Origin of the sequence: Curtobacterium sp. NPDC088465 (assembly GCF_044753165.1) — a bacterium.
GTDB lineage: Bacteria > Actinomycetota > Actinomycetes > Actinomycetales > Microbacteriaceae > Curtobacterium.
In genome coordinates this window covers 511,992-536,444 of record NZ_JBIVMR010000003.1, presented here as the reverse complement: position 1 = coordinate 536,444, position 24,453 = coordinate 511,992, and the positions used below count along the sequence as shown (strand labels likewise).

25 protein-coding genes are annotated in these 24,453 nt (G+C 70.8%); 7 read left to right on the top strand and 18 right to left on the bottom strand.

The features are described 5' to 3' along the window. Positions 1-82: 82 nt before the first annotated feature. The 17 genes from ACIP6W_RS14320 to ACIP6W_RS14240 form a co-directional block, all read right to left on the bottom strand. Positions 83-1,036: a hypothetical protein gene (locus tag ACIP6W_RS14320; protein ID WP_400430112.1), complete on the bottom strand. Its 954-nt coding sequence runs from the start codon at positions 1,034-1,036 to the stop codon at positions 83-85. Between the two features lie 322 nt (positions 1,037-1,358). Continuing rightward, positions 1,359-3,005 (bottom strand): phospho-sugar mutase, encoded by a 1,647-nt coding sequence (locus ACIP6W_RS14315; protein ID WP_400430144.1) that lies wholly within the window; start codon positions 3,003-3,005, stop codon positions 1,359-1,361. A gap of 71 nt (positions 3,006-3,076) precedes the next feature. Further along, positions 3,077-3,904, bottom strand: a complete 828-nt coding sequence (locus ACIP6W_RS14310) for a purine-nucleoside phosphorylase (RefSeq protein ID WP_400430111.1) — start codon at positions 3,902-3,904, stop codon at positions 3,077-3,079. 32 nt (positions 3,905-3,936) lie between these two features. Further along, positions 3,937-4,215: a PTS sugar transporter subunit IIB gene (locus ACIP6W_RS14305; RefSeq protein WP_209685140.1), complete on the bottom strand. Its 279-nt coding sequence runs from the start codon at positions 4,213-4,215 to the stop codon at positions 3,937-3,939. Further along, positions 4,212-4,658, bottom strand: a complete 447-nt coding sequence (locus ACIP6W_RS14300) for a PTS sugar transporter subunit IIA (protein ID WP_066655083.1) — start codon at positions 4,656-4,658, stop codon at positions 4,212-4,214. The genes ACIP6W_RS14305 and ACIP6W_RS14300 overlap by 4 nt, the downstream gene beginning before the upstream one ends. Before the next feature lie 2 nt (positions 4,659-4,660). Then, positions 4,661-5,773 carry an adenosine deaminase gene (locus ACIP6W_RS14295; protein WP_066655085.1) on the bottom strand — a complete coding sequence of 371 codons (1,113 nt, stop codon included), beginning with the start codon at positions 5,771-5,773 and terminating at the stop codon, positions 4,661-4,663. 131 nt (positions 5,774-5,904) lie between these two features. Beyond that, positions 5,905-7,194, bottom strand: a complete 1,290-nt coding sequence (locus ACIP6W_RS14290; protein ID WP_400430108.1) for a thymidine phosphorylase — start codon at positions 7,192-7,194, stop codon at positions 5,905-5,907. 1 nt (position 7,195) lies between these two features. Beyond that, positions 7,196-7,615, bottom strand: a complete 420-nt coding sequence (locus tag ACIP6W_RS14285) for a cytidine deaminase (protein WP_066658412.1) — start codon at positions 7,613-7,615, stop codon at positions 7,196-7,198. A 127-nt stretch (positions 7,616-7,742) separates the two neighbouring features. After that, the gene (locus ACIP6W_RS14280) at positions 7,743-9,029 is read right to left on the bottom strand and encodes an ABC transporter permease (protein WP_066655089.1); all 1,287 of its coding nucleotides are present in this window, start codon (positions 9,027-9,029) and stop codon (positions 7,743-7,745) included. Continuing rightward, on the bottom strand, positions 9,026-10,372 hold the full coding sequence (locus ACIP6W_RS14275) for an ABC transporter permease (protein ID WP_251159538.1): 1,347 nt from the start codon (positions 10,370-10,372) through the stop codon (positions 9,026-9,028). The genes ACIP6W_RS14280 and ACIP6W_RS14275 overlap by 4 nt, the downstream gene beginning before the upstream one ends. Next, positions 10,369-11,889: an ABC transporter ATP-binding protein gene (locus ACIP6W_RS14270; protein WP_066655091.1), complete on the bottom strand. Its 1,521-nt coding sequence runs from the start codon at positions 11,887-11,889 to the stop codon at positions 10,369-10,371. The genes ACIP6W_RS14275 and ACIP6W_RS14270 overlap by 4 nt, the downstream gene beginning before the upstream one ends. Positions 11,890-11,984: 95 nt before the next feature. Next, positions 11,985-13,055, bottom strand: a complete 1,071-nt coding sequence (locus ACIP6W_RS14265; protein ID WP_066655092.1) for a BMP family protein — start codon at positions 13,053-13,055, stop codon at positions 11,985-11,987. A 268-nt stretch (positions 13,056-13,323) separates the two neighbouring features. Further along, entirely contained in the window at positions 13,324-13,683 is a 360-nt protein-coding gene (locus tag ACIP6W_RS14260) for a hypothetical protein (protein ID WP_311206475.1), read from the bottom strand. A 286-nt stretch (positions 13,684-13,969) separates the two neighbouring features. Continuing rightward, entirely contained in the window at positions 13,970-14,374 is a 405-nt protein-coding gene (locus tag ACIP6W_RS14255; protein ID WP_400430105.1) for a hypothetical protein, read from the bottom strand. A gap of 177 nt (positions 14,375-14,551) precedes the next feature. Further along, positions 14,552-14,947: a hypothetical protein gene (locus ACIP6W_RS14250; RefSeq protein WP_251159539.1), complete on the bottom strand. Its 396-nt coding sequence runs from the start codon at positions 14,945-14,947 to the stop codon at positions 14,552-14,554. Positions 14,948-15,108: 161 nt separating this feature from the next. Beyond that, positions 15,109-15,480 (bottom strand): hypothetical protein, encoded by a 372-nt coding sequence (locus ACIP6W_RS14245; protein WP_066655099.1) that lies wholly within the window; start codon positions 15,478-15,480, stop codon positions 15,109-15,111. Positions 15,481-15,661: 181 nt separating this feature from the next. Then, the gene (locus ACIP6W_RS14240) at positions 15,662-16,948 is read right to left on the bottom strand and encodes an alpha/beta hydrolase (RefSeq protein ID WP_400430103.1); all 1,287 of its coding nucleotides are present in this window, start codon (positions 16,946-16,948) and stop codon (positions 15,662-15,664) included. A 40-nt stretch (positions 16,949-16,988) separates the two neighbouring features. Between ACIP6W_RS14240 and ACIP6W_RS14235 the strand changes: the two genes are divergently transcribed. Further along, a complete protein-coding gene (locus ACIP6W_RS14235) occupies positions 16,989-17,147 on the top strand; it encodes a hypothetical protein (RefSeq protein WP_209685128.1) in 159 nt (52 codons plus the stop codon). 273 nt (positions 17,148-17,420) lie between these two features. Here ACIP6W_RS14235 and ACIP6W_RS14230 read toward each other — a convergent pair whose 3' ends face one another. Then, positions 17,421-18,536: a mannose-1-phosphate guanylyltransferase gene (locus ACIP6W_RS14230; RefSeq protein WP_066655104.1), complete on the bottom strand. Its 1,116-nt coding sequence runs from the start codon at positions 18,534-18,536 to the stop codon at positions 17,421-17,423. Between the two features lie 238 nt (positions 18,537-18,774). On the opposite strand from ACIP6W_RS14230, the gene ACIP6W_RS14225 reads away from it, so the two are divergent. The 6 genes from ACIP6W_RS14225 to ACIP6W_RS14200 all read left to right on the top strand — a co-directional run bounded on the left by ACIP6W_RS14225 (position 18,775) and on the right by ACIP6W_RS14200 (position 24,379). Further along, positions 18,775-20,013, top strand: a complete 1,239-nt coding sequence (locus ACIP6W_RS14225) for a glycosyltransferase family 1 protein (protein ID WP_251159542.1) — start codon at positions 18,775-18,777, stop codon at positions 20,011-20,013. A 78-nt stretch (positions 20,014-20,091) separates the two neighbouring features. Further along, entirely contained in the window at positions 20,092-20,541 is a 450-nt protein-coding gene (gene sdhC / locus ACIP6W_RS14220; protein ID WP_209685124.1) for a succinate dehydrogenase, cytochrome b556 subunit, read from the top strand. Between the two features lie 18 nt (positions 20,542-20,559). After that, positions 20,560-21,006 carry a succinate dehydrogenase, hydrophobic membrane anchor protein gene (sdhD, locus tag ACIP6W_RS14215; protein ID WP_066655106.1) on the top strand — a complete coding sequence of 149 codons (447 nt, stop codon included), beginning with the start codon at positions 20,560-20,562 and terminating at the stop codon, positions 21,004-21,006. A 91-nt stretch (positions 21,007-21,097) separates the two neighbouring features. Then, positions 21,098-22,891 carry a succinate dehydrogenase flavoprotein subunit gene (gene sdhA / locus ACIP6W_RS14210; protein ID WP_066655109.1) on the top strand — a complete coding sequence of 598 codons (1,794 nt, stop codon included), beginning with the start codon at positions 21,098-21,100 and terminating at the stop codon, positions 22,889-22,891. Continuing rightward, complete coding sequence (locus ACIP6W_RS14205; protein ID WP_066655113.1) at positions 22,891-23,664, top strand: succinate dehydrogenase iron-sulfur subunit; 774 nt, start codon at positions 22,891-22,893, stop codon at positions 23,662-23,664. Before sdhA ends, ACIP6W_RS14205 begins: the two co-directional genes overlap by 1 nt. Positions 23,665-23,734: 70 nt before the next feature. Further along, positions 23,735-24,379, top strand: coding sequence for a glycohydrolase toxin TNT-related protein (locus ACIP6W_RS14200; protein WP_066655114.1), 645 nt, complete (start codon positions 23,735-23,737; stop codon positions 24,377-24,379). Positions 24,380-24,453: the final 74 nt, after the last annotated feature.

Below are 24,453 nucleotides of genomic sequence, written 5' to 3'. Positions count from 1 at the left end.
CGTACCACGCAGTTCCGTGGCGCGAGGTGCTTCCGGTTGTGTCCGGGCACGTCGCGCCGGCCGCCGTCCGCAAGAGGATCGCTCACCGGACGGTCGTGAAGTGGCCGCGCGCCGTCGGCACCCCGACGGCGCGCAGCACCGAGCGCAGCCGCTCCGTGTCGTCCGTCTCAACGACGCTGATCCGGCCGAGCGCTCGGACGTCAGGGTGGCGACGAAGCCGGTCCTCGCGCCGCTTCTCCGCGACGAGCACGTCCTCGGCCGACATGCCCGCGGCACGCATGGACGGGTCGGCGTACTTCACTCGACCGTCGAACTCGAGGACCACGCCCTGGTCGGCGAACCAGAAGTCGACGACGCCGATCGGCCCCGAGCCGTCACGGAACTCCTGCTGCAGCATCGGCCTCGGCGCCCCGACCTCGTCGAGCGCCACGCGGGCGACGGACTCCCCCGGAGACCCGGAGCGCGCGTCTGCGAGATCCAGAGCCCGCTCCGCCCTCGCTCGGAACTGTACGGCGGTGCTCTCGTCCAGTGTCGCGCGGAGTTCATCGAGGCTGGATCCGCGGGCGAGCGCACGGTCCACCGCAGGCACGCTCGTCCGCAGCGGGTACGCCACGGCGAGGTCGACCACCGTGCTCGCCAGGTCGGTCAGGGCTCGCCCGTTCGCCACCATGTACGACGTCCGGAGTGTGCGCCCCGCGCCGGCCCGCTTGTGCACGGAGCGCAGCGACTGACCGGTGGATCGCAGCGGATCGATCACCTCGACCGGGACCGGGAACTCGCCGGGCCAGGGCAGCCCGTGCAACGCCGCGGCTGAGGCGTGCGAGACGACCAGTCGCGGGGCGAGCCGATCGTGCAACGCCTTGATCCGAGCGATGTGCCGCTCCCCCGGGGTCGCCCGTCGCCAGTCGTCCGCGACGACGAACCGGCCCGGGGCCAGTCGTACGAGCTCTCCCCGCAGCGCGCGATCGCGGTGGTCCCGCCCGCGCCGCCCGGTCTCGTCCGCGCCGCCACCGACCAGGATCTCCAACGTCGCCATGTCCTGAGCGTGGCGCGCGCGCAGACCGGTCACGCGCCTCCCGGCCGTGCCTGTGAGCAGCGAGCGCTCGTCCCCGCTCTGTGCAGGAGGACCGGCCGCCCAACGAGGTCCGCGCTCGTCCTCGGTCCCGTGGTACGCGGATGCCTATCGGTGGTGTCAGCTGCTCGTGCACAACGGAAAGCACCTCGCGCCACGTGATTGCGTGGCGTGAGGTGCTTCCGGTTGTGCAGGTACCGGCGGCATCCGCACAGCGGCACGGGCGGCACCCGCACCGCAGGCGCGGCCGCCAGCGGCGGCAGCGCGGCGGACCAGCGCCGCGCCGCTACGACACGCGGGGCCGCACGTCGGCGGCGAGGGCGTCGACGAGCGCCTGCGCCTCGGCCGGCGAGGCCGCCACCGTGTCGATGTAGACCTTCACCTTGGGCTCGGTGCCGCTCGGGCGGACGATGACCCGCGCGCCGCCCTCGAGGTCGTAGCGCAGGATGTCGGACGGCGGGAAGCCCTCCACGCCGTCCGAGTAGTCCGTCACCCCGGTGACCGTACGGCCGCCGAGCGACGAGGGCGCCGACGACCGCAGCGACGTCATGATCTCCCCGATCCGCGACAGGTCGTCCACGCGGGTCGACACCTGTCCGGAGGCGAACGCCCCGAACTCGGCCGCGAAGGCGTCGAGCTGGTCGGCGACGGTCCTGCCCTCGGCTGCGAGCGAGACGGCGAGGTCGAGCAGCGCCAGGGCCGCCGAGATGCCGTCCTTGTCGCGGACGACGCCGGGGTCGACGAGGTAGCCGAGCGCCTCCTCGTACCCGAACACCAGGTCGGGCACGCGGGAGACCCACTTGAACCCGGTCAGGGTGTCCCGGTACCCGAGCCCGTACCGCTCCGCGACGCGGGCGAGCGCGGGCGAGGACACGATCGACGCCGCGAGCACACCCGACCCGTCCGACGAGCCCGCGGCCTGCGCACGAGCGGCGGCCCGCCAGCCGAGCAACCAACCGACCTCGTTGCCGGACAGGCGACGGAACGAGCCGGCACCGTCGGGGATCGCCAGGGCGAGGCGATCGGCGTCGGGGTCGTTCGCGATGACCAGGTCGGCCCCGACCGCGACACCACGCGCGATCGACAGGTCCATCGCACCCGGCTCCTCCGGGTTCGGGAACGACACCGTCGGGAACGCGCCGTCCGGCTCGATCTGCTCCGGCACGACGGCGGGCTCGGCGAACCCCGCCGCGGCGAACACGGCTCGCGCGGTCTCCCACCCGACGCCGTGCATCGCCGTGTAGACGACCTTCGGTTGCGCGTCGACCGGGAGGGTCGGGGCCGGCACCGTCGCGGCGGTCGCGTCGACGTAGGCCCGGGCGAGCTCCGGACCGGCGACCGTGTAGTCGGTGGAGCGCACGAGGTCGCGGACGTCCCCCGCGGCGACCGCGTCGATCGCCGCGGCGATCTCGCCGTCGACCGGCGGGACGATCTGCGAACCGTCGTCCTCGCCCCCGAGGTACACCTTGTAGCCGTTGTCCCGCGGCGGGTTGTGGCTCGCGGTCACCATGACGCCCGCGCCGACACCGAGGTGGCGCACCGCGAACGCGAGCACCGGCGTCGGGAGCGCGGACGGCAGGAGGGTGACCTCGAGCCCGAGGCCGCGCATGACCTCGGCGGAGTCGCGGGCGAAGACGTCGGAGTTGACCCGGCCGTCGTAGCCGATCACGACGCTGCGGTCACGACCGGTGTCGATCAGGAAGCGCGCGAGCCCCGCCGCGGCCTGCGTGACGACGACGCGGTTCATGCGCTGCGGCCCGGCGCCGAGCTCGGCGCGGAGGCCGGCGGTGCCGAACTGCAGGCGACCGGAGAACCGCGCGGCGAGCTCCTCGGCGTCGCCGCGGTCGATCAGCTGCTGGAGTTCCGCACGGGTCTCGTCGTCCGGGTCCTGCTCCACCCACGCGCGGGCGCGGGACAGGACGTCCTCGTCCACGGCGGCGAGGGCACCGCCGTCACCGAGGTCGCCGTCCGCGATGGCGCCGTCCGAGGCACCCTCGTGCCGGGTCACAGCGCCGCCACCACGCGGGCGAGGAGGTCCGCGATGACCGGCTCGGCCTCGCGCCCGGCCTCGAGCACCTCGGCGTGCGAGAGCGGGGTCTTCTGGATGCCCGCGGCGAGGTTCGTGATGAGCGAGAAGCCGAGGACCTCCATGCCCGCCTGACGGGCGGCGATCGCCTCGAGCGCGGTCGACATGCCGACGATGTGCCCGCCGATGGTCTTCGCCATCTGCACCTCGGCCGGGGTCTCGTAGTGCGGGCCGCGGAACTGCGTGTAGACGCCCTCGTCGAGGGTGGGGTCGATCGACTTCGCGACCTCGCGCAGCCGTGCCGAGTACAGGTCGGTCAGGTCGACGAACGTGGCGCCCTCGAGCGGGCTGTCCGCCGTCAGGTTGATGTGGTCGCTGATGAGGACCGGAGTGCCGGGCGACCAGTGCTCCTTGATGCCACCGGCGCCGTTGGTCAGCACCATGACCGACGCCCCGGTCGCCGCGGCGGTGCGGACGCTGTGCACCACGCGACGGACGCCGTGGTTCTCGTAGTAGTGGGTCCGTGCACCGATGACGAGTGCGTGCCGGCCGTCCTGCAGGCGGATCGACCGGACCGTGCCGGAGTGTCCGGGCACCGCAGAGGCGCTGAAGCCGGGGACCTCGGCCGCGGGGATCTCGGACACCGTCTCGCCGATGATGTCGGCGGCCTTGCCCCAGCCGGAGCCCAGGGTCAGGGCGATGTCGTGCCGCTCGATGCCGGACCGGTCGGCGATGACGGCGGCGGCGTCGCGGGCGACCTCGAACGGGTCGGCGGCGGGGTCGTTCAGCGGGTTCTCCGTGCTCATGCCCCAACTCTAGAGGCAGCGTCGGGAGCTGCTCAGTGCTCCCCGAGCGCCCGGTCGACCGCGGCCGTGATCTCGCCCTGGTCGAAGTGGTTCCGGATCACGATGACCTCGGCGTAGGTCTCCCCGATCGCCTCGACGAACTCCTGGCTGGTCAGGATCACGTTGGCGTCCTCGGCCACGGCGCGCACCGAGGCGACGTCCGCCGCGACGACCGACGCCGACAGCCCGAGCGTGCCGAGGGCCTTCTCCGCGTTCACCTTGAGGATCCCGCTGGACCCGATCCCCGCACCGCAGATCGTCACGATCTTCACGCCGACACCCCCATGATCGTCCGGACCTCGTCCGCGGAGCCCGCCGCCGCGAGCCGCGCGGTCACCGTGGCGTCGTTGAACGTGTTCGCGATGTCGCCGATCGACTCGAGGTGCGTCCCGACCTCGGCGACCGCGAGCCCGAGGACGACCGACACCGGGTCGTTGTGCGGGTGCCCGAACGACACCGGTTCGCGCAGGGTCACGACGGCCAACCCGTCCCGCAGCACCGCCGGTCCCGGCCGGGCGTGCGCGAACGCGAGTCCGGGCGAGATGACGATGTACGGGCCGTGCTCCTCGACCAGGTCGATCATCGCGTCGGTGTACGGCGGCGTCGCCGACCCCGAGGTGACGAGCGCGGCACCGGCGAGCCGGAGCGCGTCGCGCCACGAGGACGCGCTCGCTCCGAGCACGACGGCGTCGTCCGGCAGCGGCGGCAGGGACATCGCTAGGCCTCCTGGTGTCCGGCCGTGATGGTCGCGATGATCTCCTCGCGGTCCTCGAGCGGCAGGAACGAACCGAGCGCGGCGTTGATCTGGAACGCGGCGAGGTCGTCGAGGTCGTAGCCGAAGGTGCCGGCGAGCAGGGCGAGCTCGCGTGACAGCGACGTGCCGCTCATCAGGCGGTTGTCGGTGTTCACCGTCACGCGGAAGCCGAGCTGGTACAGCACGTCGAACGGGTGGTCGGCGAGGTCGTCGCCCCACGCGGCGATCGCACCGGTCTGCAGGTTCGACTGCGGGGCGACCTCGAGGGGGATCTCGCGGTCGCGGACCCACGACGCGATCTCGCCCAGCGACGCCAGCGTGGAGCCGTCACCGGCGTCCGACAGGGTGATGTCCTCGAAGATCCGGACGCCGTGGCCGAGGCGGAGCGCCCGACCGTCCACCAGCGCGGAGCGGATCGACGCCAGCCCGTCGGCCTCGCCGGCGTGGACCGTGACCGGGAACAGCTCGGATGCCAGGTACTCGAACGCCGCACGGTGGTTCGCGGGCGGGAAGCCTGCCTCGGCTCCCGCGATGTCGAAGCCGACCACGCCGCGGTCCCGGTGCCGGACGGCGAGCTCGGCGATCTCGAGCGACCGGTCCGCATGACGCATCGCGGTGACCAGCTGGCCGATCCGGATCGCGCCACCCGCGGCGTCGACCGCCTCCTCGATGCCGGCCTGCACCGCCTCGACCGTCTCGTCGAGCGTCAGCCCACCCCGCAGGTGCTGCTCCGGTGCCCACCTGATCTCGCCGTAGACCACCCCGTCGGCCACGAGGTCCTCGACGAACTCCTTCGCCACACGGTGCAGCTGCGGCGCGGTCTGCATCACCGACGTCGTGACGTCGAAGGTCTTCAGGTACTCGACGAGCGAGCCGCTGTTCGACTGCTCGGCGAACCACGCGCCGAGTGCCTCGGGGTCGGTCGTCGGCAGCTCGATGCCCGCCTCGTCCGCCAGGTCGACGATGGTCGCCGGGCGCAGACCCCCGTCGAGGTGGTCGTGCAGCGAGACCTTGGGCAGGTCGTCGATGACCGCTCCGGCGTCGGGCAGGCGGTAGGTCGGGGCGTCGGCGCTCATGCTCCCAGGCTAGCGGTGGTCGCCGACGCCGCGTCGGCACCTGTGCACAACAGACGGACGGACCGACTGGAGGCTCCCCACAGACGAGTGGGGAGCCTCCGGTCGGTGGGGCCGGGTGGCGGCCGCGGCGCTCAGCCGGTGATGCGCTCCCGCACGATGGGGCCGCGCTCGGGCGCGGACGACCCGATCGCCCACGCACCCTCGAGCGACTCCAGCGCGCGGTCGAAGCGCGCCGGCTCGTCGGTGTGGAGCGTCCAGAGCGGCTGGCCCGCGGTGACGGTGTCGCCGGGCTTGACGTGCAGCTCGATGCCGGCTCCCGCCTGCACCGGGTCCTGCGCGCGGGCCCGGCCGGCGCCGAGACGCCACGCGGCGATGCCGAACGGCAGGGCGTCCTGCTGGACGAGCACACCCGACTCCGTCGCCGTGACCACGTGCTGCTCGCGGGCGACCGGCAGGTCCGCAGCGGGGTCGCCGCCCTGAGCCTCGATCATCCGGCGCCACGTGTCCATCGCCCGACCGTCGGCCAGCGCTGCCGCCGGATCGGCGTCCGGCAGCCCGGCGAGCCGCAGCATCTCAGACGCGAGCTCGACCGTCAGCGAGACCACGTCGGACGGGCCGCCGCCGGCGAGGACCTCGACCGACTCCCGGACCTCGAGCGCGTTGCCGATCGTCAGGCCGAGCGGGACCTCCATGTCGGTGAGCAGCGCCGAGGTCGCCACGCCCGCGTCGTTGCCGAGGTCGACCATCGTCTGCGCGAGCTCCTTCGACGCCTCGTACGTCGGCATGAAGGCACCGGACCCGAACTTGACGTCGAGCACGAGCGCACCCGTGCCCTCGGCGATCTTCTTCGACATGATGCTCGACGCGATGAGCGGGATGCACTCGACGGTGCCGGTGATGTCACGGAGCGCGTAGAGCTTCTTGTCCGCCGGTGCCAGTCCCGAGCCGGCCGCGCAGATGACCGCCCCGACGTCGCGGAGCACCTCCATCATGCGGTCGTTCGAGATCGACGCCTGCCATCCGGCGATCGACTCGAGCTTGTCGAGCGTGCCGCCGGTGTGGCCGAGCCCGCGGCCGGAGAGCTGGGGCACCGCCACCCCGAACGACGCGACGAGCGGCGCGAGCGGCAGCGTGATCTTGTCCCCGACGCCTCCGGTGGAGTGCTTGTCCACCGTGGTCTTGCCGAGGGCGTCGAACGACATCCGCTTCCCCGACGCGATCATCGCGAGCGTCAGGTCCTTGATCTCCCGCCGTTCCATGCCGTTGAGGAAGATCGCCATCGCCAGGGCCGCCATCTGCGGGTCCTCGACGTACCCGCGCGTGTACGCGTCGACGAGCCAGTCGATCTCGGCGGTGGCCAGGGCCTCGCCGGAGCGCTTGGTGCGGATGAGGTCGACGGTGTCGAAGGGCTCGACTGCCATGTCAGTGCTCCTGCTGGTAGGTCGCGAGGGTGCGGGGCCCGAACGCGTCGGGGAGCACCTGGTCGATCGTGCGGATGCCCGAGACCGTCTCGAGGAGCATGCCCTCGGTCGAGTGCTCGAACAGCAGCTGCCGGCACCGGCCGCACGGCATGAGCGTCGCACCGTCGCCGTCCACGCAGGTGAACGCGACGAGCTTGCCGCCGCCGGTCATGTGCAGCTGCGAGACGAGCGAGCACTCGGCGCACAGGGTGACCCCGTACGACGCGTTCTCGATGTTGCAGCCCGAGACGATCCGTCCGTCGTCGGTGAGCGCAGCAGCGCCGACCGGGAACGACGAGTACGGCGCGTAGGCCCGCCGCATCGCGGCGGTCGCAGCGTCCCGCAGGGCGCTCCAGTCGACGTCGACGCTCGCGTCGATCACGGTGTCCGGGTCGGACGGGAGGCTCGTGGCCGGGTCCGTCCAGGACGGCTCGCCGGTCGCGGGGCCGGTGGTGACCCCCTGGCCACCGGAAGGGTTCGTGTCGGTCATGTGCCGCGCCTCCAGGCCGTCAGCTCTTGGTGTACGGCTTGCCGGCGGCCGCCGGTCCGCGCGACTGCCCGACCAGGCCGGCGACCGCGAAGATCGTGACCACGTAGGGCAGCATGAGCAGGAACTCGCTCGGCACCGGGGAGTCGATCGCGCCGAGGATGTTCTGCAGGTTCGACGCGAAGCCGAACAGCAGCGCCGCGAGCGTCGCGCGGATCGGGTCCCAGCGACCGAAGATGACGGCGGCCAGGGCGATGTAGCCCGCGCCCGCGGTCATGTCCTTCGTGAACGGGCCGACCGCGTCGAGCGTGAAGTACGCGCCGCCGAGACCGGCGATCGCGCCGGCGAGCGAGACGTTCCAGAAGCGCGTCCGCGCGACGTTGATGCCCACCGTGTCCGCGGCCTGCGGGTGCTCGCCGACCGCGCGGAGGCGCAGGCCCCAGCGGGTCTTGAACAGCGCGAAGGTGACGACCGCGACCGCGACGTAGGCGAGGTAGACGACGACCGTCTGCTCGAAGAACACCGGGCCGATGACCGGGATCTGGTGCAGGACCGGGATCTCGAGCTTCGGGAAGCGCACGCCGATGTTGAGCGTCTGCTCGTTCGGCGAGAGCACCTGCGAGTAGAGGAAGCCCGTCAGGCCCGAGATGAACGCGTTGATGACGACACCGACGATGACCTGGTCGACCAGGTACTTGATGCTGAACGCCGCCAGGAGGAACGAGACGAGCACGCCGGCGACGAGCGCACCGACGAGGCCGACCCACGCGGAACCGGTCAACGAGGCGATCATCGCCGAGGTGAACGCGCCGGCGAGGAACTGGCCCTCGATGGCGATGTTCACGACGCCGACACGCTCCGAGATGACGCCGCCGAGGGCACCGAACACGAGCGGGACGCTGAGTCCCAGGGCGCCCAGGAGCAGGCCCGGCACGGGGATGGTGTCCCCGGCGGCCGACCAGGCGAGGAAGCCGACGACGAAGACGACCGCGAAGACCGCGGTCAGCCAGAGCGGGATCCGGCGGTTCGCGCGGACCTCGACGACGGCGTACACGGTGGCGAGCGCCAGCAGGACGATGACGACGATGCCGGTACCGGTCGCGGGGAGCGGCACGTTCGGCAGCGCGAAGAAGTCGCCGCCGTTGGCGAGCCGGAACGTGGTGTCGCCGGCACGGTGGAGCACGCCGAAGAACAGCAGCGCGAGCAGGGTGAAGACGCCGAAGCCGATCGGGGCCTTCCAGCTCCGGGTCGTCTCGATCGGGCGGTCGGACAGCGCCGGTGCGGGCGCCGCGGTGGTGGTGGTGCTCATGCGGCGACCGCCTTCCGGGAGTTCTTCGCGGCACGACCGCGACGACGCGCACCCGGCTGCGGGATGCGGAAGATCGCGCGGACGAGCGGCGGTGCGGCGATGAACAGGACGATGAGCGCCTGGATCACGCCGACAATGTCGATCGGGATGTCGTTCGCGGCCTGCATGGCGTAGCCGCCGTTCTTCAGGACGCCGAACAGGATCGCGGCCCAGAACACGCCCCACGGCTTCGAACGGCCGAGGAGGGCGACCGTGATCGCGTCGAAGCCGATGCCGGCGTCGATGCCCGAGGTGAAGCCCGAGGTCACGGCGCCCTGCACCTGGTAGGCGCCGGCGATGCCGACGAGCGCACCGGAGATGACCATCACCCAGATGGTGAGCGCGGGGACGCTCATGCCGGCGACGCGGGCGGCGCGCGGGTTCTCACCGATCGTCCGGAAGCGGAAGCCGAGCGACGACTTGTTGACGAGCCACCACACCACGACCACGGCGATCAGCGCGACGACGAAGCCGAGGTCGATGCCGTACCGGGGACCGAACAGCGCCGGGAAGACCGCGCTCTCCTTCGTGGCGGGCGAGATCGGGTTCGAGCTGCCCGGCGCCTGCAGCAGCCCCGGCGTGCGGAGCAGGTAGCTGACGAGGTAGAGCGCGACGTAGTTGAGCATGATCGTCAGGACGACCTCGTTGGCACCGGTGCGGGCCTTGAGGACCCCGACCAGGCCGCCCCAGACCGCACCGCCGACGATGCCGGCGACGACGGTGAGCGGGATGTGGATCGCGGCGGGGCCGTCGAACGAGAAGCCGACCCAGCCGGCGGCTGCGGCACCGATGAGGATCTGACCCTGGCCGCCGATGTTGAAGAGGCCGGCCCGGAAGGACAGCGCGATGCCGAGGCCCGCGGCGATCAGCGGCACGGCGTAGTCGACCGAGCGCGTGATCGGCGCGATGGCCTGCGCGAAGGAGCTCGCGCCGAAGTTCACGACCGAGCCCTGGAAGAGCGACCGGTACGCGCCACCGACCGCGGTGCCGACGGCCTGGAAGGTGTCGGCGGGGCGGGCGAAGAAGTACCCGGCCGCCGCGCGGACGTTCTCGTCGGTGACGGCGATCAGGATGCCGCAGGCGACGAGGGCGAGGACGACGGCGAGGACGGTCACGAGCACGGAGCCGTTGACGATGCTCTGCAGCGCCGTGCTCCAGCGGTCACCGCCGGCAGCCCGACGCTCGGTGTCGTCCGCCGAGTCCGTCATGAGGTGCGGGGTGCCCTCGACGTCCTGCATGCGGTCGTCGGTGGGTGCCTCGGCCGGGGTCGCCGGCTGCGTGTTGTCTGGCGTGGGGGTGCTCACGCTGCCAGCTCCGTTCCTTCTGGGATCTCCCCGGCCATCATGAGGCCGAGGACGTCGCGCGGGGTGTCCGCGGGGACGATGCCGACGATGCCGCCGCGGTACATGACCGCGATCCGGTCGGCGAGCGCCACGACCTCGTCGAGCTCCGTGGAGACGACGATGACCGGGACGCCGGTGTCGCGGGTGGCGACGATGCGCTTGTGCACGAACTCGATCGAGCCGACGTCGATGCCGCGCGTGGGCTGCGCGGCGACGAACAGCCGCAGCTCGCGGCTCAGCTCGCGGGCGAGGACGATCTTCTGCTGGTTGCCGCCCGACAGCCGACCGGCCGCCGTGGTGCGGGACGGCGTGCGGATGTCGAACTCGGCGATCTTCTCGTCGGCGAACGCGTCGCGCTCGGCGGCGCGGATCGTGCCGGCGCGCACGAACTCGTCGTGGTCGGCGCGGTCGAGCATGAGGTTCTCGGCGATCGTGAACTCCCCGACCAGGCCGTCCTCCTTGCGGTCCTCGGGCACGAAGCCCACCCCCGCGTCGAGGACCTGCTTCACCGTGCGACCGGTGAGCTCCTTGCCGTCGAGCGTGATGCGACCCGCGTGCACGGGCTCGAGGCCGATGATCGCCTCGGTCAGCTCGGTCTGCCCGTTGCCCTGCACACCGGCGATGGCGAGGACCTCGCCGCGGCGGACGGTGAACGAGACGTCGTCGACGAGCACGACGCCCGACGGGTCGGTGACGGTCACGCCCTCGACCACGAGGGCGTCCTCGCCGCCGGACGCGGGCGTCTTGTCGACGACGAGCGAGACGGCCCGGCCGACCATGAGCGCAGCGAGCTCGTTGTTCGTCGCGGTCGGCGAGGCCTCGCCGACGACCTTGCCGAGGCGGATCACCGTGATCCGGTCGGCGACCTCGCGCACCTCGCGCAGCTTGTGCGTGATGAAGACGATCGCGGTGCCGGCCTCGCGGAGCTGGCGCATGATGCCCATCAGCTCGTCGGTCTCCTGCGGCGTCAGGACCGCCGTCGGCTCGTCGAAGACGAGGACCTTCGCGTCGCGGGACAGCGCCTTGATGATCTCGACGCGCTGCTGCACGCCGACGGGCAGGTCCTCGATGCGGGCGTCGGGGTCGACGTCGAACCCGAAACGGTCGCTGATCTCGCGCACGCGCTTGCGGGCGCCGGCGAGGTCGAGACGACCGCCGAAGGTCGTCTGCTCCTGACCGAGCATGACGTTCTCGGCGACGGTGAACACCGGCACGAGCATGAAGTGCTGGTGCACCATGCCGATGCCGGAGCGCATGGCGTCACCGGGGCCGTCGAAGTCCTGGACGACGTCGTCCAGCAGGATCTCGCCCTCGTCCGCCTGGTACAGGCCGTAGAGCACGTTCATCAGGGTGGACTTGCCCGCACCGTTCTCGCCCAGGAGGCAGTGCACCTCACCGGGTTCGACCGTGAGGGAGATGTGGTCGTTCGCGACCAGGGGGCCGAACCGCTTGGTGATTCCGCGGAGCTCGAGCTTCATGTTGTCTACTGCGTTCCTGTTGGTCAGCGCGTCACCCGTCGGTGGACGCGCGGAAACGCGGGCGGAGGATCGATCCCCCGCCCGCGTTCACCCGACTACTTGTCCGACTGCGTCTCGACCGTGATCGAGCCGTCGATGATGCCCGACTTGATCTTGTCGAGCTCGTCCTGCAGACCCGAGTCCACCTTGGACTCGTAGTCGTGGAACGGCGCGATGCCGACGCCGTCGTTCTTCAGGGTGCCGACGTACGGCTCCTTCGAGAACTTGTCGTCCGCCGCCTGCTCGACGACGTCCTTGACCGCCGGGCGCATGCCCTTCATCACCGAGGTGAAGGCGATGTCCTTGTAGCGGGGGTCGGCCTCGTAGAGGTCGCTGTCCGCGCCGATCAGGACCGAACCGTTGTTCGCGTCCTTGATCGCCTCGGCTGCCGACTGGTAGATCGGGCCACCGACGGGCAGGATCACGTCGGCGTCCTGGTCGAGCAGGGTCTGCGCGACCGACTTGGCCTGCGTGCCCGCCTCGAAGCCACCGGTGAAGGAGCCCTTGCCGGTCTCGACGTTCCAGCCGACGACCTTGACGTCCTTCTTCTTCTGCTCGTTGTAGTACTTCACGCCGTCCGCGAAGCCGTCCATGAAGATGGTGACGGTCGGGATCTGCATGCCGCCGAAGGTGCCGACGACGCCGGTCTTCGAGTAGGACGCCGCCGCGTAGCCGGCCAGGAAGGCGGCCTGCGAGGTGTCGAACGTGATCGGCTTGACGTTCTTCGCGTCGATCGAGTTGTCGTCGATGATCGCGAACTCGGTGTCGGGGTTCGCAGCTGCCTGCTTCTTCGTGGCGTCTGCGAGGTTGAAGCCGACCGTGATGATCATGTTGCAGTTCTGGTTGACGAGCTGCTCGATGTTCGAGTCGTAGACCGTGGCGTCCTTGGACTCGGCCTTGTTGTAGTCGGCGCCGAGCTCCTTCGCCGCGTCGACCATGCCGTCGAAGCCGAGCTGGTTGAAGGACTTGTCGTCGAAGCCACCGGCGTCGGAGACCATGCAGGGGCGGAAGTCGGTCTTCTTCGCCGAGGTGGTGTCGGACGGGGCAGCCGAGCAGCCGGCCAGGACGGCCATGGTGCCGGCGAGCGCGAGGCCGCTGAGCAGGACCTTGCGGGTACGAGATGTCACGGGTTGGTTCCTCCGGGGGGCGGTGCCCGGACCACGTGCGTTCCGGGCGATCGTGGCGACAGTACACGACCGTCGGGCCGGTACAGAACGCCCCTGAGGGACTCCTGGGATCAGTTACCCGATCGCGACCCCGACGAAACGCGCTCGTAACGCCGACGTCCCCCGGGGACCCGGTCCGGGGGACGATCCGAGGATTTCGTGGTGGAGCGCTACAGCGAGCGACACCTGCCGTCGTTCGTGCACGGAAGCACCAGACGACGGTCCTGCATCACTCGTCGGCCTGCTGCTCCGCAATGCGGTCGGCGTCGCCGGGGAAGCACAGGGACACTGCCTGGACCGTGGAGTTGCCGGGGGAGGCGTACGCACTGATCGAAGCGATCTGTTCACCGCCGCGCCCGAGCACCGCCGGTCCGTCGTCTGAATCACGGACGATGACCCGCAGCCCCTGCCCACGCCAGTGCTCCGCAATCCGGGCGCCGTCCTCGGACGGGTCACCCGCCAGCGTGCTCCCCGAGAGGTACCGCCACTGCGCACCCTGCTCGCCGTCGGACAGGACGCAGTCCTCGGGGTGGTCAGGTCCGGCTCGCGCCTTCCAGTGCCCGCCGAGGAGTCGGGTTGCATCGTCCACGGCGTCGATCATCTGCTGTTTCGCGGTCGCTGCATCCGGGTAGGACTCCGTTCGTCGGTCCGTCGCTGTGTCGGTCGCGCTGGGGACACAGCCGCGCAGCAGACCCGCGAGCGCGAAGACGACGGCGGAGCTCGCGACGATCCGCTCGCTGCTCCGGCGAACGGAGACCGCCGTGAACGATGCTCCGTGCGTCACCCGTCGGCCTGCTGCTCCTCGACCCGTGGTCGTGGTCAGACGACGCGCGGGCCGTCCTGCGTGCATGCGCATCCTCCTTCGACGGAGCGGATCAGGACCCGCTGCTCTGCTCCTCTTCGATCTCGTCGGCACTCCCCGGGAAGCAGAGCGATTCGGCCTCCAGCGTGTACTTGCCCGGGAACGCGTACAGATCGATCAGCGCGGTCGAGGCTCCACCCCGTCCGACGACGACCGGGCCGTCAGGATCCGCGACTCGTCCGACGGTCATGCCCGCGGACTGCCAGGTCTTCGTGACCGCCGCAGCATCGTCGTCCGGATTGCCCCCTCCGTCCGTCCTGGTGGTCAGGTAGACCCAGTTGGCTCCTTGTCCACCGTCGGGGAGCGTGCAGCTGTCGACGTAGTCCGGACCCTGCGTGGTGACCCATTCGCCCCCGAGCGCCGCAGCGGTCCTGTCGACGAGCTCGGTCATCTTCCGCTGAGCAGTCTCGGGGTCCACCTGGGCCGTCCTTCCATCGTCGGACAGCGTCTCGCCGACCGGAGGGTGTTGCGTGCAACCGCTGATGACGATCAGCAATGCGAGGGGTGTGAGGGCAACGCTCGTCAGGCGCCGCATGGTCAGCTCGGCAGACATTCGTCTCCTCTCGAGACGCTCCGGCGTCTCGTCCTCGGAGGCTCACTCGACCTCGTCGGCGTCGTCCTCGGCCATGCGGTCGGCGTCGCCGGGGAAGCACAGCGAGACGGCCTGGACGGTGTAGTTGCCGGAGACCGCGTAGAAGCTGATGGACGCGATGTCCCCGCCTCCCCCACCGAAGACCACCGGCCCGGTGCTCGTGTCCCGCGCGCTCACGCGCTTGCCCTGCGCACGCCAGTGGTCGGCCATCGCCGAGCCGTCTTCCTCCGGCCGCCCCTCGATCGCGCTCCCCGTCAGGTACCGCCAGTGTGCTCCGCGCTCCCCGTCCGGCAACGAGCACCGCTCCGCTGCGTCCGGTCCGGTCCGCGCCGTCCACACTCCGCCGAGGAGCTCGGTGGCGTCGTCCACAGCGGCGATCATCTGTTGCTTCGCGGTCACTGCGTCCACGATCGGATCCGTTGCGCTGGCCGTCCTCGTCTCGACCGCTCGGGACGCACACCCGGTGCTCAGTCCCGCGAGCGCGAGGACGACGATGAGGCTTGCGAGGTCGCGCGCGCTGATCCGGCACGGCCAGGACACCACGAACCCGGGATCGCGGGTCATTCGTCGGCCTGCTGCTCCTCGATCTCGTCTGCGTCGCCAGCGAAGCACATCGAGAGCGCTTGGATGCTGTAGTTGCCGGGGAAAGCGAAGAAACGGATCATCTCGACGCGATCGCCGCCGCGAGCGACCACCGCCGGCCCCTTGGAGTCAGCGAGTCGGTCCACGGTCAGACCGGCGGACCTCCAGACATCGGAGGCAGCAGCAGCGTCCGCCTCGACGTCGGCGGACTCTGCTCGAGCAACTCGGTACACCCACCGAGCTCCTTCTTCGTCGCTCGACAGCTGGCAGCTCTCGACGTAATCGGGAGACGTCCGCGTCTCCCATTCGCCGCCGAGCGCGGCCGTTGTCTGATCGACGATGTCGATCATGTTTCGCTTCGCAGTGTCTGCGTCCACGGAGGACGTCCTCTCAGTCGGTCGGGTTGCATCATGCTGCTGCCCGGCACATCCGGCGGTCACGACGACGACTGCCAGTAGCGCCGCCGTCGCCGCGAGTGCGCGACGAGCACGGTGTCGTGCGTTCATGTGCCTCCTCCTTCGTCGGACCGGGTCATCGATCTCGCGCCCCGGTCAGCAACTCGTCCTGACCTGTGGTGGCGAGTGCCACGTTGTGCAGTGACTCGGTACCACGGTCCAGGTAACCTCGGTGGTCCTTGAACACCGGGGCGTGATGCAGGACCGACGCAAGGGTCTGCCCCTCGCTCCCAGTCCCGCCGTCGGCGCCGAACACGGTCGCTCCGAAACCCTGCGCGGTCGGGTCGACGCGATGGGCGAGGCTCTTCTCCCGGCCGAACGTCGCCCATTCGTCACCCTGTCCGGACTCGCCGGTGGGGCCGTCCTTCGCCTGAGCCGCGAAGACCTGGTCTGCGTGCAGCTGCTGCGCATCGTCGAGACCATCGGGCAGCCCGGCAGAACCCAGTGCGACGAACCGATCAACGTGGACACCCCGGTCGGCCAGAGCCACAGCGCCCGCGGTCGTGCCGTAGGAGTGCGCCACGACGTTCGTCTGCACGTCATCAGTTCCGCGGACGGCTGAGAACCCGCGGATCGAATCTGCGAGACGCTTGCCGCCGTCCTTCGCCTTGGCCATGAGGAGCACATCCTGTGGTCCCGGGGTGGTGTAGCCGACCCAAGCGACGACTGCTCGATCCGAAGGGTCTGCGACGTCTGTGGTGTCCGCAACGTCCGTTTGCTCATCGGCGATGTTCTGAGCGGCCCTCGCCCACGTCGTCATGTCCGCTGTCGTGGTGTCCATACCAGGGACAGCCCAGGTCGCTGACTTCGCACGGTCCAGATCGCCGATCGAGACGGCAGCGAGCGGCGGTCGATCATCCGTGAGAGCGATGAGGAAGCGCTTCCCGTCGGAGCCCTTCTTCGTCAACGCAGCATTGACGTTCCGGAGGGCCTTGCGGTCCGCGTACAGCGCCGTCAGTTCCCGCGCCAACACCCGTGAGCCGTCACCCGCCGATGCGACCGTCCGCTCCAGCTGCTCGATCTGGCGCTCCACGTCGACCAGTCGCTGGTTCAGCACGAGGGCGTTCGCCGTACTCCGCGCCCAGTACGGGACACCCTCGAGGTTCCCGAGTCGCGCGAGCACGTCCGTCGGGAAACCGTCGAACACGCTGGCGTCGGCCGTCATCAGCCCGAGCGCAGCCCAGCGCTCCGCGACCTCCGTCGGCGTCAGGTGCTCCGCGAACAGCCGTTGGAGGGCAGGCGCCGCCTGTCCGGTCGCCGCGATGTCGAGAGCCGCGTTCGACAGCGACCCACTGCCGCCGGCGGCCTCGAAGGCGTCGGCGATCCTGCCGATCCAGCTCCGATCCTCGTCGTTCTCGCGCACGTAGCGCGCGAAACCCGCCGGCATGCTCGCGCGGTCGACCGTGACCCAGGCGCAGGAGGACCGGAAGGAGGACCACGCCGATCGCACGCGCTCGGACTCGGCCGACGCGGTCGTGTCCGGTCCCGAGGTCGTCGTCACGAAGGCCCGGAGCGCGCTCGGATCGGCAGAACTCCTGCCACGGCTCGCTCCGTCGCCGTAGCGCGCACGCTCCCGACCGCGGAACTCGGCGTCGACCTCCGGCCTCGGCTCGGGTTCGGTCGCCGGCTCGGGATCGGTGAAGCGCTCCAGTGCGTCGACGACCGATCGTCCTGCGGAACCGGCGAAGGCCTCGGCCACGGACGCCGCCCGCTTCCGGTCGGCGTCACGCGCGTTCCAGTCGGCGTGGTCACGCTGGCGCTCCCGTTCGCGCTCCGCAGCAGCGACCGCGGCGTCGATCTGGTCGGCGAGGTCGACCAGCAAGGTCGGCGGACCGTCAGAGCACGTCCCCCCGACCGCTCAGCTTCAGTGCGTCCACCACGCCCTTGACCCGCTGCGCGTTCGCGCTCGTGGTGACGAGCAGCGCGTCCGGGGTGTCGACGACGACGATGTCCTCGACCCCGATGAGCGAGATGAGTCGCTGGCTGTGCGCCACGACGATGCCGCTCGACGAGTCGGCGAGGATCCGCGCGCCGTCCCCGAGCACGGCGAGGTTGTTCGCCCGCCCGCCGGACTGCAGCTTCGCGAGCGAGGCGAAGTCGCCGACGTCGTCCCAGTCGAAGTCGCCGGGCACGACGGCCATGCGCCCCGCGGCGGCGGCGGGCTCGGCCACGGTGTAGTCGATCGCGATCTTCTCGAGCCCCGGCCAGATCGCGTCGACGACCGCGCCGCGCGAGGAGGTGTCCCACGCCGCGGCGAGCTCCTCGATGCCGGCGAGCAGCTCGGGCTTCGTGCGGCCGATCTCGGCGAGCAGCACGTCGGCCCGCGCGATGAACATGCCGGCGTTCCAGAGGTACGAGCCGTCCTCCAGGTAGCCGCGGGCGGTGTCGAGGTCGGGCTTCTCGACGAACGACTTCACCGCGTGCACCGTCGACGCACCCTCGACCGGGAGCGCAGCGCCGTCGGCGTGGATGTAGCCGAAGCCGATCGCCGGCTCGGTCGGGGTGATGCCGATGGTCGTCACGTACCCGGCGCGTGCGGCGGCGACGGCCTCGCGCACCGAGCGGCGGAAGCCCCGGGCGTCACCGATGACGTGGTCCGCCGCGAACGAGCCGATGACCACGTCCGGCTCACGGCGGCGCAGGATGGCGGCGGCGAGCCCGATGGCCGCGGTCGAGTCCTTCGGCTCGCTCTCGAGCACGACGTTGTGGTCGGCCACGCCGGGCAGCTGCGCCTCGACGGCTGCTCGGTGCGCCCGCCCGGTCACGACCATGATCCGCTGCTCGCCGGCGAGCGGTGCGAGCCGGTCCCAGGTCTGCCGCAGGAGCGACGCGCCGGACCCGGTCAGGTCGTGCAGGAACTTGGGCGCGTCGGCGCGCGAGAGCGGCCAGAGGCGGGAACCGATGCCGCCGGCCGGGATGATCGCGTAGAAGTCCTCGAGTGCGTCTGCCACCCGCTCACCGTACCGGTGTCGCCGGACGTGACCTGGACGCCACCCGGACGACCGCCGCACCGCTCCTGCGGGTGCCCGCAGCGGCCGCTCGCACCGGGACGGGCCGCAGCCGACGGGACGGCCGGGCCCCGCGCCTCCCGACCGGCTCGCAGCGCAGCGCGAGTTCACCGGCTGCGCGCCGCCCGTTCACCCGCGCCGCCCCGGCCGGTCACGGCGCGCGCGGACCATGGACAGCACCATGAGCGCACGCAGCGTGGAGCGCGGCACGTCCCAGCGGACCGTCGCCGTCGTGACCGAGAGCTTCCTGCCCACCCTGAACGGCGTCACCACCAGCGTCCTGGCGGTCCTCGACCACCTGGAGCGCCGCGGCCACCGCGCGGTGGTGATCGCCCCGGACACCCCCGGTCTCGCTCGGTTCCGCTCGGGGACCCGGGTCGAGCGCTACCGGTCATTCGACGTGCACCGGGTGCCCGCCGTGGCATACCGGCAGTTCCCGGTCGCGCTCCCCCACCCCGTGCTCGACACGATCCTCGCCGCCTCCGGCGCCGACGTGCTGCACGCTGCGAGTCCGTTCCTGCTGGGCGGTCGCGCGATCACGGCGGCCGGGAGGCTCGGCATCCCCTCCGTCGCCGTCTTCCAGACCGACGTGGCCGGGTTCGCCCGCCGCAACGGGCTGACCGCGACCGTCCCGTTGGTCAGGAGGATCCTGGGCCGCATCCACGCGGGGGCGTCGCTGACGCTCGCCCCGTCCAGCGCGACCGCGGCGATGCTCGCCGAGGACGGCGTGCCCCGCGTCGCCCGCTGGGGCCGCGGTGTCGACACCGACCTGTTCCACCCGGACCGGCGACGCTCGGCGCACGTCCGTGCGGCGCGGCGGCGGATCGCACCGGGTGGCGAGACCATCGTCGGCTACGTCGGTCGACTCGCGCCCGAGAAGGAGGTCGAGCGGCTCGCCGAGCTCGGCGGCGTCCCGGGCATCCGGCTGGTCGTCGCCGGCGGCGGGCCGTCGCGTGCGTCCCTCGAGCGTCGGCTGCGACACCTCGACGTCACGTTCACGGGACCCCTGCGCGGCGACGCCCTGGCCGACGCCTACGCGATGCTCGACGTCTTCGTGCACACGGGTCCGGCCGAGACCTTCGGGCAGACCCTGCAGGAGGCCCACGCGAGTGGCCTGCCGGTCGTCGCGCCGGCATCGGGCGGCCCGATCGACCTCGTCGCGCCCGGCCTCGACGGCGAGCTGTACGACCCCGACGTGCCCCAGGCACTCCGTCACGCCGTGCTCGGGCTCGTGACGGACCCGGCGGCGGCCGCACGGATGGGCTCGGCCGGGCGTCTCCGGGTCGAGGGCACCACGTGGGAGGCCGTCGGCGACCAGCTCCTCGCACACCACGACACCGCCCGCACGATCGGGGCTCCGCCGACCCTGTCCCGGACCCTCCGTGTCGGGTGGGACGAGAGTGTCAGCGCACGCGCATAGGATGGGTCGTGTTCCACACGAACACGAACGGCAAGGGCTCGCCGATCGGACGAGCCCGTCCTATGGGAGGACTCGCTCATGGCCGAGCAGACCGCAGGCGGGACGACGATCGTCGAACCGAGAGTGACGATCGAGGCGCCCCGTGCGTCCCGGAAGCTCGAAGGAACGCTGTACCGCGGGTCCACGGGGATGTGGTCCTGGGTGCTGCACCGCATCACCGGTGTCGCGATCTACTTCTTCCTGCTCGTGCACATCCTCGACACCGCGCTGGTGCGCCTGTCCCCCGAGGCGTACAACGCCGTGATCGGCACCTACAAGACGCCGATCATGAACATCGGTGAGATCGCGCTCGTGATGGCGATCGTCTTCCACGCGCTGAACGGGCTGCGGATCATCCTGGTCGACTTCTGGTCGAAGGGGCCGAAGTACCAGCGCGCCATGTTCTGGATCGTCCTGGTCGTGTGGGCCGTCCTGATCGCGGGCTTCCTGCCCCGTCAGCTCATGAACCTCGTCGCGGACTTCCAGTAGGCGAAGGGACCCACGGACATGACCACGCAGATCGTCGAGCCGCCTCGTTCGGCCGCAGCAGCCCGCCGCACCACCAACTGGGAGAAGTGGGGGTGGATCTACATGCGCGCCTCGGGCGTCCTGCTCGTCGTGCTGATCTTCGGCCACCTCTTCGTCAACATGGTCGCCGGCGAAGGCGTCAAGCAGATCGACTTCGCCTTCGTCGCCGGCAAGTGGGCGAACCCCTTCTGGCAGGTCTGGGACTCCCTGATGCTCGTCCTCGCCCTCGTGCACGGCTCGAACGGCATGCGGACGATCATCAACGACTACGTCGCGAAGCCCGGCATCCGGAAGACCCTGCTGCTCGCGGTGCTCATCGCGTGCGTCGCGCTGGTCGTGCTCGGCCTGCTCGTCTGCTGGACGTTCGACCCGTGCCCGGCCGGCGCCGCCGCTGCCGACCTGCCGTCGTTCTGCCCCGCGCAGTAGCAGCACGGCTCGGCCACGAGCACCGCGCCGTAGACCCACGCGCACGCCGCGACCACCCCGCCGGCGCGCTGACCCACCCCGAAAGGCCCCAGTGAGCGAGACCACCGTCCACCACCACCAGCACGACATCGTCATCATCGGCGCGGGCGGTGCCGGCATGCGTGCCGCCATCGAAGCCGGCCCGAAGGCGAAGACGGCCGTCATCTCGAAGCTCTACCCGACGCGCTCGCACACCGGTGCGGCCCAGGGCGGCATGGCTGCGGCCCTGGCCAACGTCGAGGAGGACTCGTGGGAGTGGCACACCTTCGACACGATCAAGGGCGGTGACTACCTGGTCGACCAGGACGCCGCCGAGATCCTGGCGAAGGAGGCGATCGACGCCGTCATCGACCTCGAGAACATGGGCCTGCCGTTCAACCGCACGCCCGAGGGCAAGATCGACCAGCGGCGCTTCGGCGGGCACACGCGTGACCACGGCAAGGCCCCCGTCCGCCGGGCCTGCTACGCGGCCGACCGCACGGGCCACATGATCCTGCAGACGCTGTTCCAGAACTGCGTGAAGCTCGGCGTCGAGTTCCACAACGAGTTCTACGCGCTGGACCTCGTCATGGTCGACGTCGTCGGCGACGACGGGGTCACCCGCCAGCAGCCCGCCGGCGTCGTCGCCTTCGAACTCGCGACCGGTGAACTGCACGTCTTCCACGCCAAGGCCGTGATCTTCGCGACCGGCGGCTTCGGCAAGATGTACAAGACGACCTCGAACGCCCACACCCTGACCGGTGACGGCGTCGGCATCGTCTGGCGCCAGGGTCTGCCGCTCGAGGACATGGAGTTCTTCCAGTTCCACCCGACCGGCCTCGCCGGCCTCGGCATCCTGCTCACCGAGGGTGCCCGCGGCGAGGGCGCGATCCTCCGCAACGCCTCGGGCGAGCGCTTCATGGAGCGGTACGCCCCGACCATCAAGGACCTCGCGCCCCGCGACATCGTCGCCCGGTGCATGGTGCAGGAGGTCGCCGAGGGGCGCGGTGCCGGTCCGAACAAGGACTACGTCCTCCTCGACTGCACCCACCTCGGTGCCGAGGTGCTCGAGACGAAGCTGCCGGACATCACCGAGTTCGCCCGCACCTACCTCGGTGTCGACCCGGTCGTCGAGCCGGTACCGGTCATGCCGACCGCGCACTACGCGATGGGCGGCATCCCGACGAACACCAACGCCGAGGTGCTCTACGACAACACCACGGTCGTGCCCGGCCTGTACGCCGCCGGCGAGTGCGCCTGCGTGTCCGTGCACGGCTCGAACCGCCTCGGCACCAACTCGCTGCTCGACATCAACGTCTTCGGCAAGCGCTCGGGCAACAACGCGGCCGAGTGGGTGCAGACCGCCGAGTTCCTCCCCCTGCCCGAGGACCCGGCCGCCGGCGTCCGCGGGATGCTCGACCAGCTCCGCGCCTCGACCGGGACCGAGCGCATCGCCGTCCTCCGCAAGGAGCTGCAGGACGAGATGGACAAGAACGCGCAGGTGTTCCGCACCGACGAGTCGCTCGGCAAGATGACCGAGACGATCCACCAGCTCCGCGAGCGGTACCTGAACATCGCCGTGCAGGACAAGGGCAAGCGCTTCAACACCGACCTGCTCGAAGCCGTCGAACTCGGGTTCCTGCTCGACCTGGCCGAGGTGGTCGTGTTCTCCGCGCGGAACCGCAAGGAGAGCCGCGGCGGCCACATGCGCGACGACTACCCGAAGCGCGACGACGAGAACTACATGCAGCACACCATGGCGTACCTGACGGGCGACCCGCACTCGTCACTCGCCGACGACCACATCACACTCGACTGGAAGCCCGTCGTCGTGACGCGGTACGAGCCGATGGAGAGGAAGTACTGATGACCGACACCCTGGTCTCCGACAGCCCGCGCACCGACACCGTGCAGAGCGCTCCTCCCGGATCGTTCCCCGTCACGATCATCGTCCGCCGGTTCGACCCGGACGTCGACGACGAGCCGCGCTGGCAGGACTTCGACGTGATGATGCTGCCGACGGACCGCATCCTCGACGCCCTGCACCAGATCAAGTGGGAGCAGGACGGCTCGCTCACGTTCCGTCGGTCCTGCGCGCACGGCGTGTGCGGCTCGGACGCGATGCGCATCAACGGGCGCAACCGGCTCGCGTGCAAGACCCTGATCAAGGACCTCGACGTGTCGAAGCCGATCTACGTCGAGGCGATCAAGGGCCTGCCCCTCGAGAAGGACCTGGTCGTGGACATGGAGCCGTTCTTCCAGTCCTACCGCGAGGTCCAGCCGTTCCTGCAGGCCTCGAGCAAGCCGGAGAAGGGCAAGGAGCGCGTGCAGTCCGTCGCCGACCGCGCCCGGTTCGACGACACCACGAAGTGCATCCTCTGCGCCGCGTGCACCTCGTCGTGCCCCGTGTTCTGGACCGACGGGCAGTACTTCGGCCCGGCGGCGATCGTCAACGCACACCGCTTCATCTTCGACTCGCGCGACGACTCGGCGAACGTGCGCCTCGACATCCTCAACGACAAGGAGGGCGTGTGGCGGTGCCGCACCACCTTCAACTGCACCGACGCCTGCCCGCGCGGCATCCAGGTGACCAAGGCGATCTCCGAGGTCAAGCAGGCGATCATGCGCGGCGGCGTGTGAGACGTCGACCCACCGGGGGCACGGCGGTGTCTCGGCGAACGGCATGGAAGCGGCCGGTAGGCTCGCGCCCATGACGTTCGCGGAGACCCGCCCCATCCTGGACCAGCTCGGCTACACGATCCGCTACGTGCAGCTCCCCGGTGAGACGCTCGGCGAGCCCCCGGTCGAGGGTGCACTCCGGGTCGTCCCGGCCGAGGCGCACGGCGACTTCGCGCTCGAGGTCGTCGACTACGGCACCGCTCGCCGACTCGCCACCGCGCGTGGTGAGGACGACGCCGTCGAGATGCTCCGCCGCTTCCTCAACCGCGCCTTCCCCGCACCGCGGGACATCCCCCGGCACGAGCTCGACGGGCTGCGTGACCGTGCTGCGTCGACGTACCCGCAGCTCGCACAGCAGGTCGGCCAGGCCGGTCCGCAGGGGCTCACCATCCAGATCCCGGCCGGCGTCCCCGTCGACCGGGTCGGCGGCCCCGACGGCTACCTGCTGCACCCGCTCGACACCCCGCTCCCCCAGCGGTCACTGCCCCCGCACGTCGCGGCGGCACCCGAGGTGCACCGCTACGTCGTCGACCGCCCCTTCATGGTCACGGTCACGTTCGTGCAGCCCTGGTTCGACCAGCCGGGAGGCGCGCTCCGGTTCGCGACGGCCGACCCGTCCGTCACGGTGCGCGACCTCGTCGTGGACGGTTCGCTGGTCCGTCTCCGGGTGGTCTGAGCCGCCGCCCATCTCCCTGACGTGACGAAGCGGCCCACCCCTGCCGGGGTGGGCCGCTTCGTCGTGTCGCGGTC

What these genes read in the sequence shown, in the direction of transcription:
- sdhC (WP_209685124.1), top strand. Translation starts at nt 20,092, where the DNA reads ATGGCCGAGCAGACCGCAGGCGGGACGACGATCGTCGAACCGAGAGTG.
- ACIP6W_RS14245 (WP_066655099.1), bottom strand. Translation starts at nt 15,480, where the DNA reads ATGATCGACATCGTCGATCAGACAACGGCCGCGCTCGGCGGCGAATGG.
- ACIP6W_RS14280 (WP_066655089.1), bottom strand. Translation starts at nt 9,029, where the DNA reads ATGAGCACCACCACCACCGCGGCGCCCGCACCGGCGCTGTCCGACCGC.
- ACIP6W_RS14270 (WP_066655091.1), bottom strand. Translation starts at nt 11,889, where the DNA reads ATGAAGCTCGAGCTCCGCGGAATCACCAAGCGGTTCGGCCCCCTGGTC.
- sdhD (WP_066655106.1), top strand. Translation starts at nt 20,560, where the DNA reads ATGACCACGCAGATCGTCGAGCCGCCTCGTTCGGCCGCAGCAGCCCGC.
- ACIP6W_RS14200 (WP_066655114.1), top strand. Translation starts at nt 23,735, where the DNA reads ATGACGTTCGCGGAGACCCGCCCCATCCTGGACCAGCTCGGCTACACG.
- ACIP6W_RS14290 (WP_400430108.1), bottom strand. Translation starts at nt 7,194, where the DNA reads ATGGCAGTCGAGCCCTTCGACACCGTCGACCTCATCCGCACCAAGCGC.
- ACIP6W_RS14310 (WP_400430111.1), bottom strand. Translation starts at nt 3,904, where the DNA reads ATGAGCACGGAGAACCCGCTGAACGACCCCGCCGCCGACCCGTTCGAG.
- ACIP6W_RS14295 (WP_066655085.1), bottom strand. Translation starts at nt 5,773, where the DNA reads ATGAGCGCCGACGCCCCGACCTACCGCCTGCCCGACGCCGGAGCGGTC.
- ACIP6W_RS14205 (WP_066655113.1), top strand. Translation starts at nt 22,891, where the DNA reads ATGACCGACACCCTGGTCTCCGACAGCCCGCGCACCGACACCGTGCAG.
- ACIP6W_RS14300 (WP_066655083.1), bottom strand. Translation starts at nt 4,658, where the DNA reads ATGTCCCTGCCGCCGCTGCCGGACGACGCCGTCGTGCTCGGAGCGAGC.
- ACIP6W_RS14225 (WP_251159542.1), top strand. Translation starts at nt 18,775, where the DNA reads ATGAGCGCACGCAGCGTGGAGCGCGGCACGTCCCAGCGGACCGTCGCC.
- ACIP6W_RS14320 (WP_400430112.1), bottom strand. Translation starts at nt 1,036, where the DNA reads ATGGCGACGTTGGAGATCCTGGTCGGTGGCGGCGCGGACGAGACCGGG.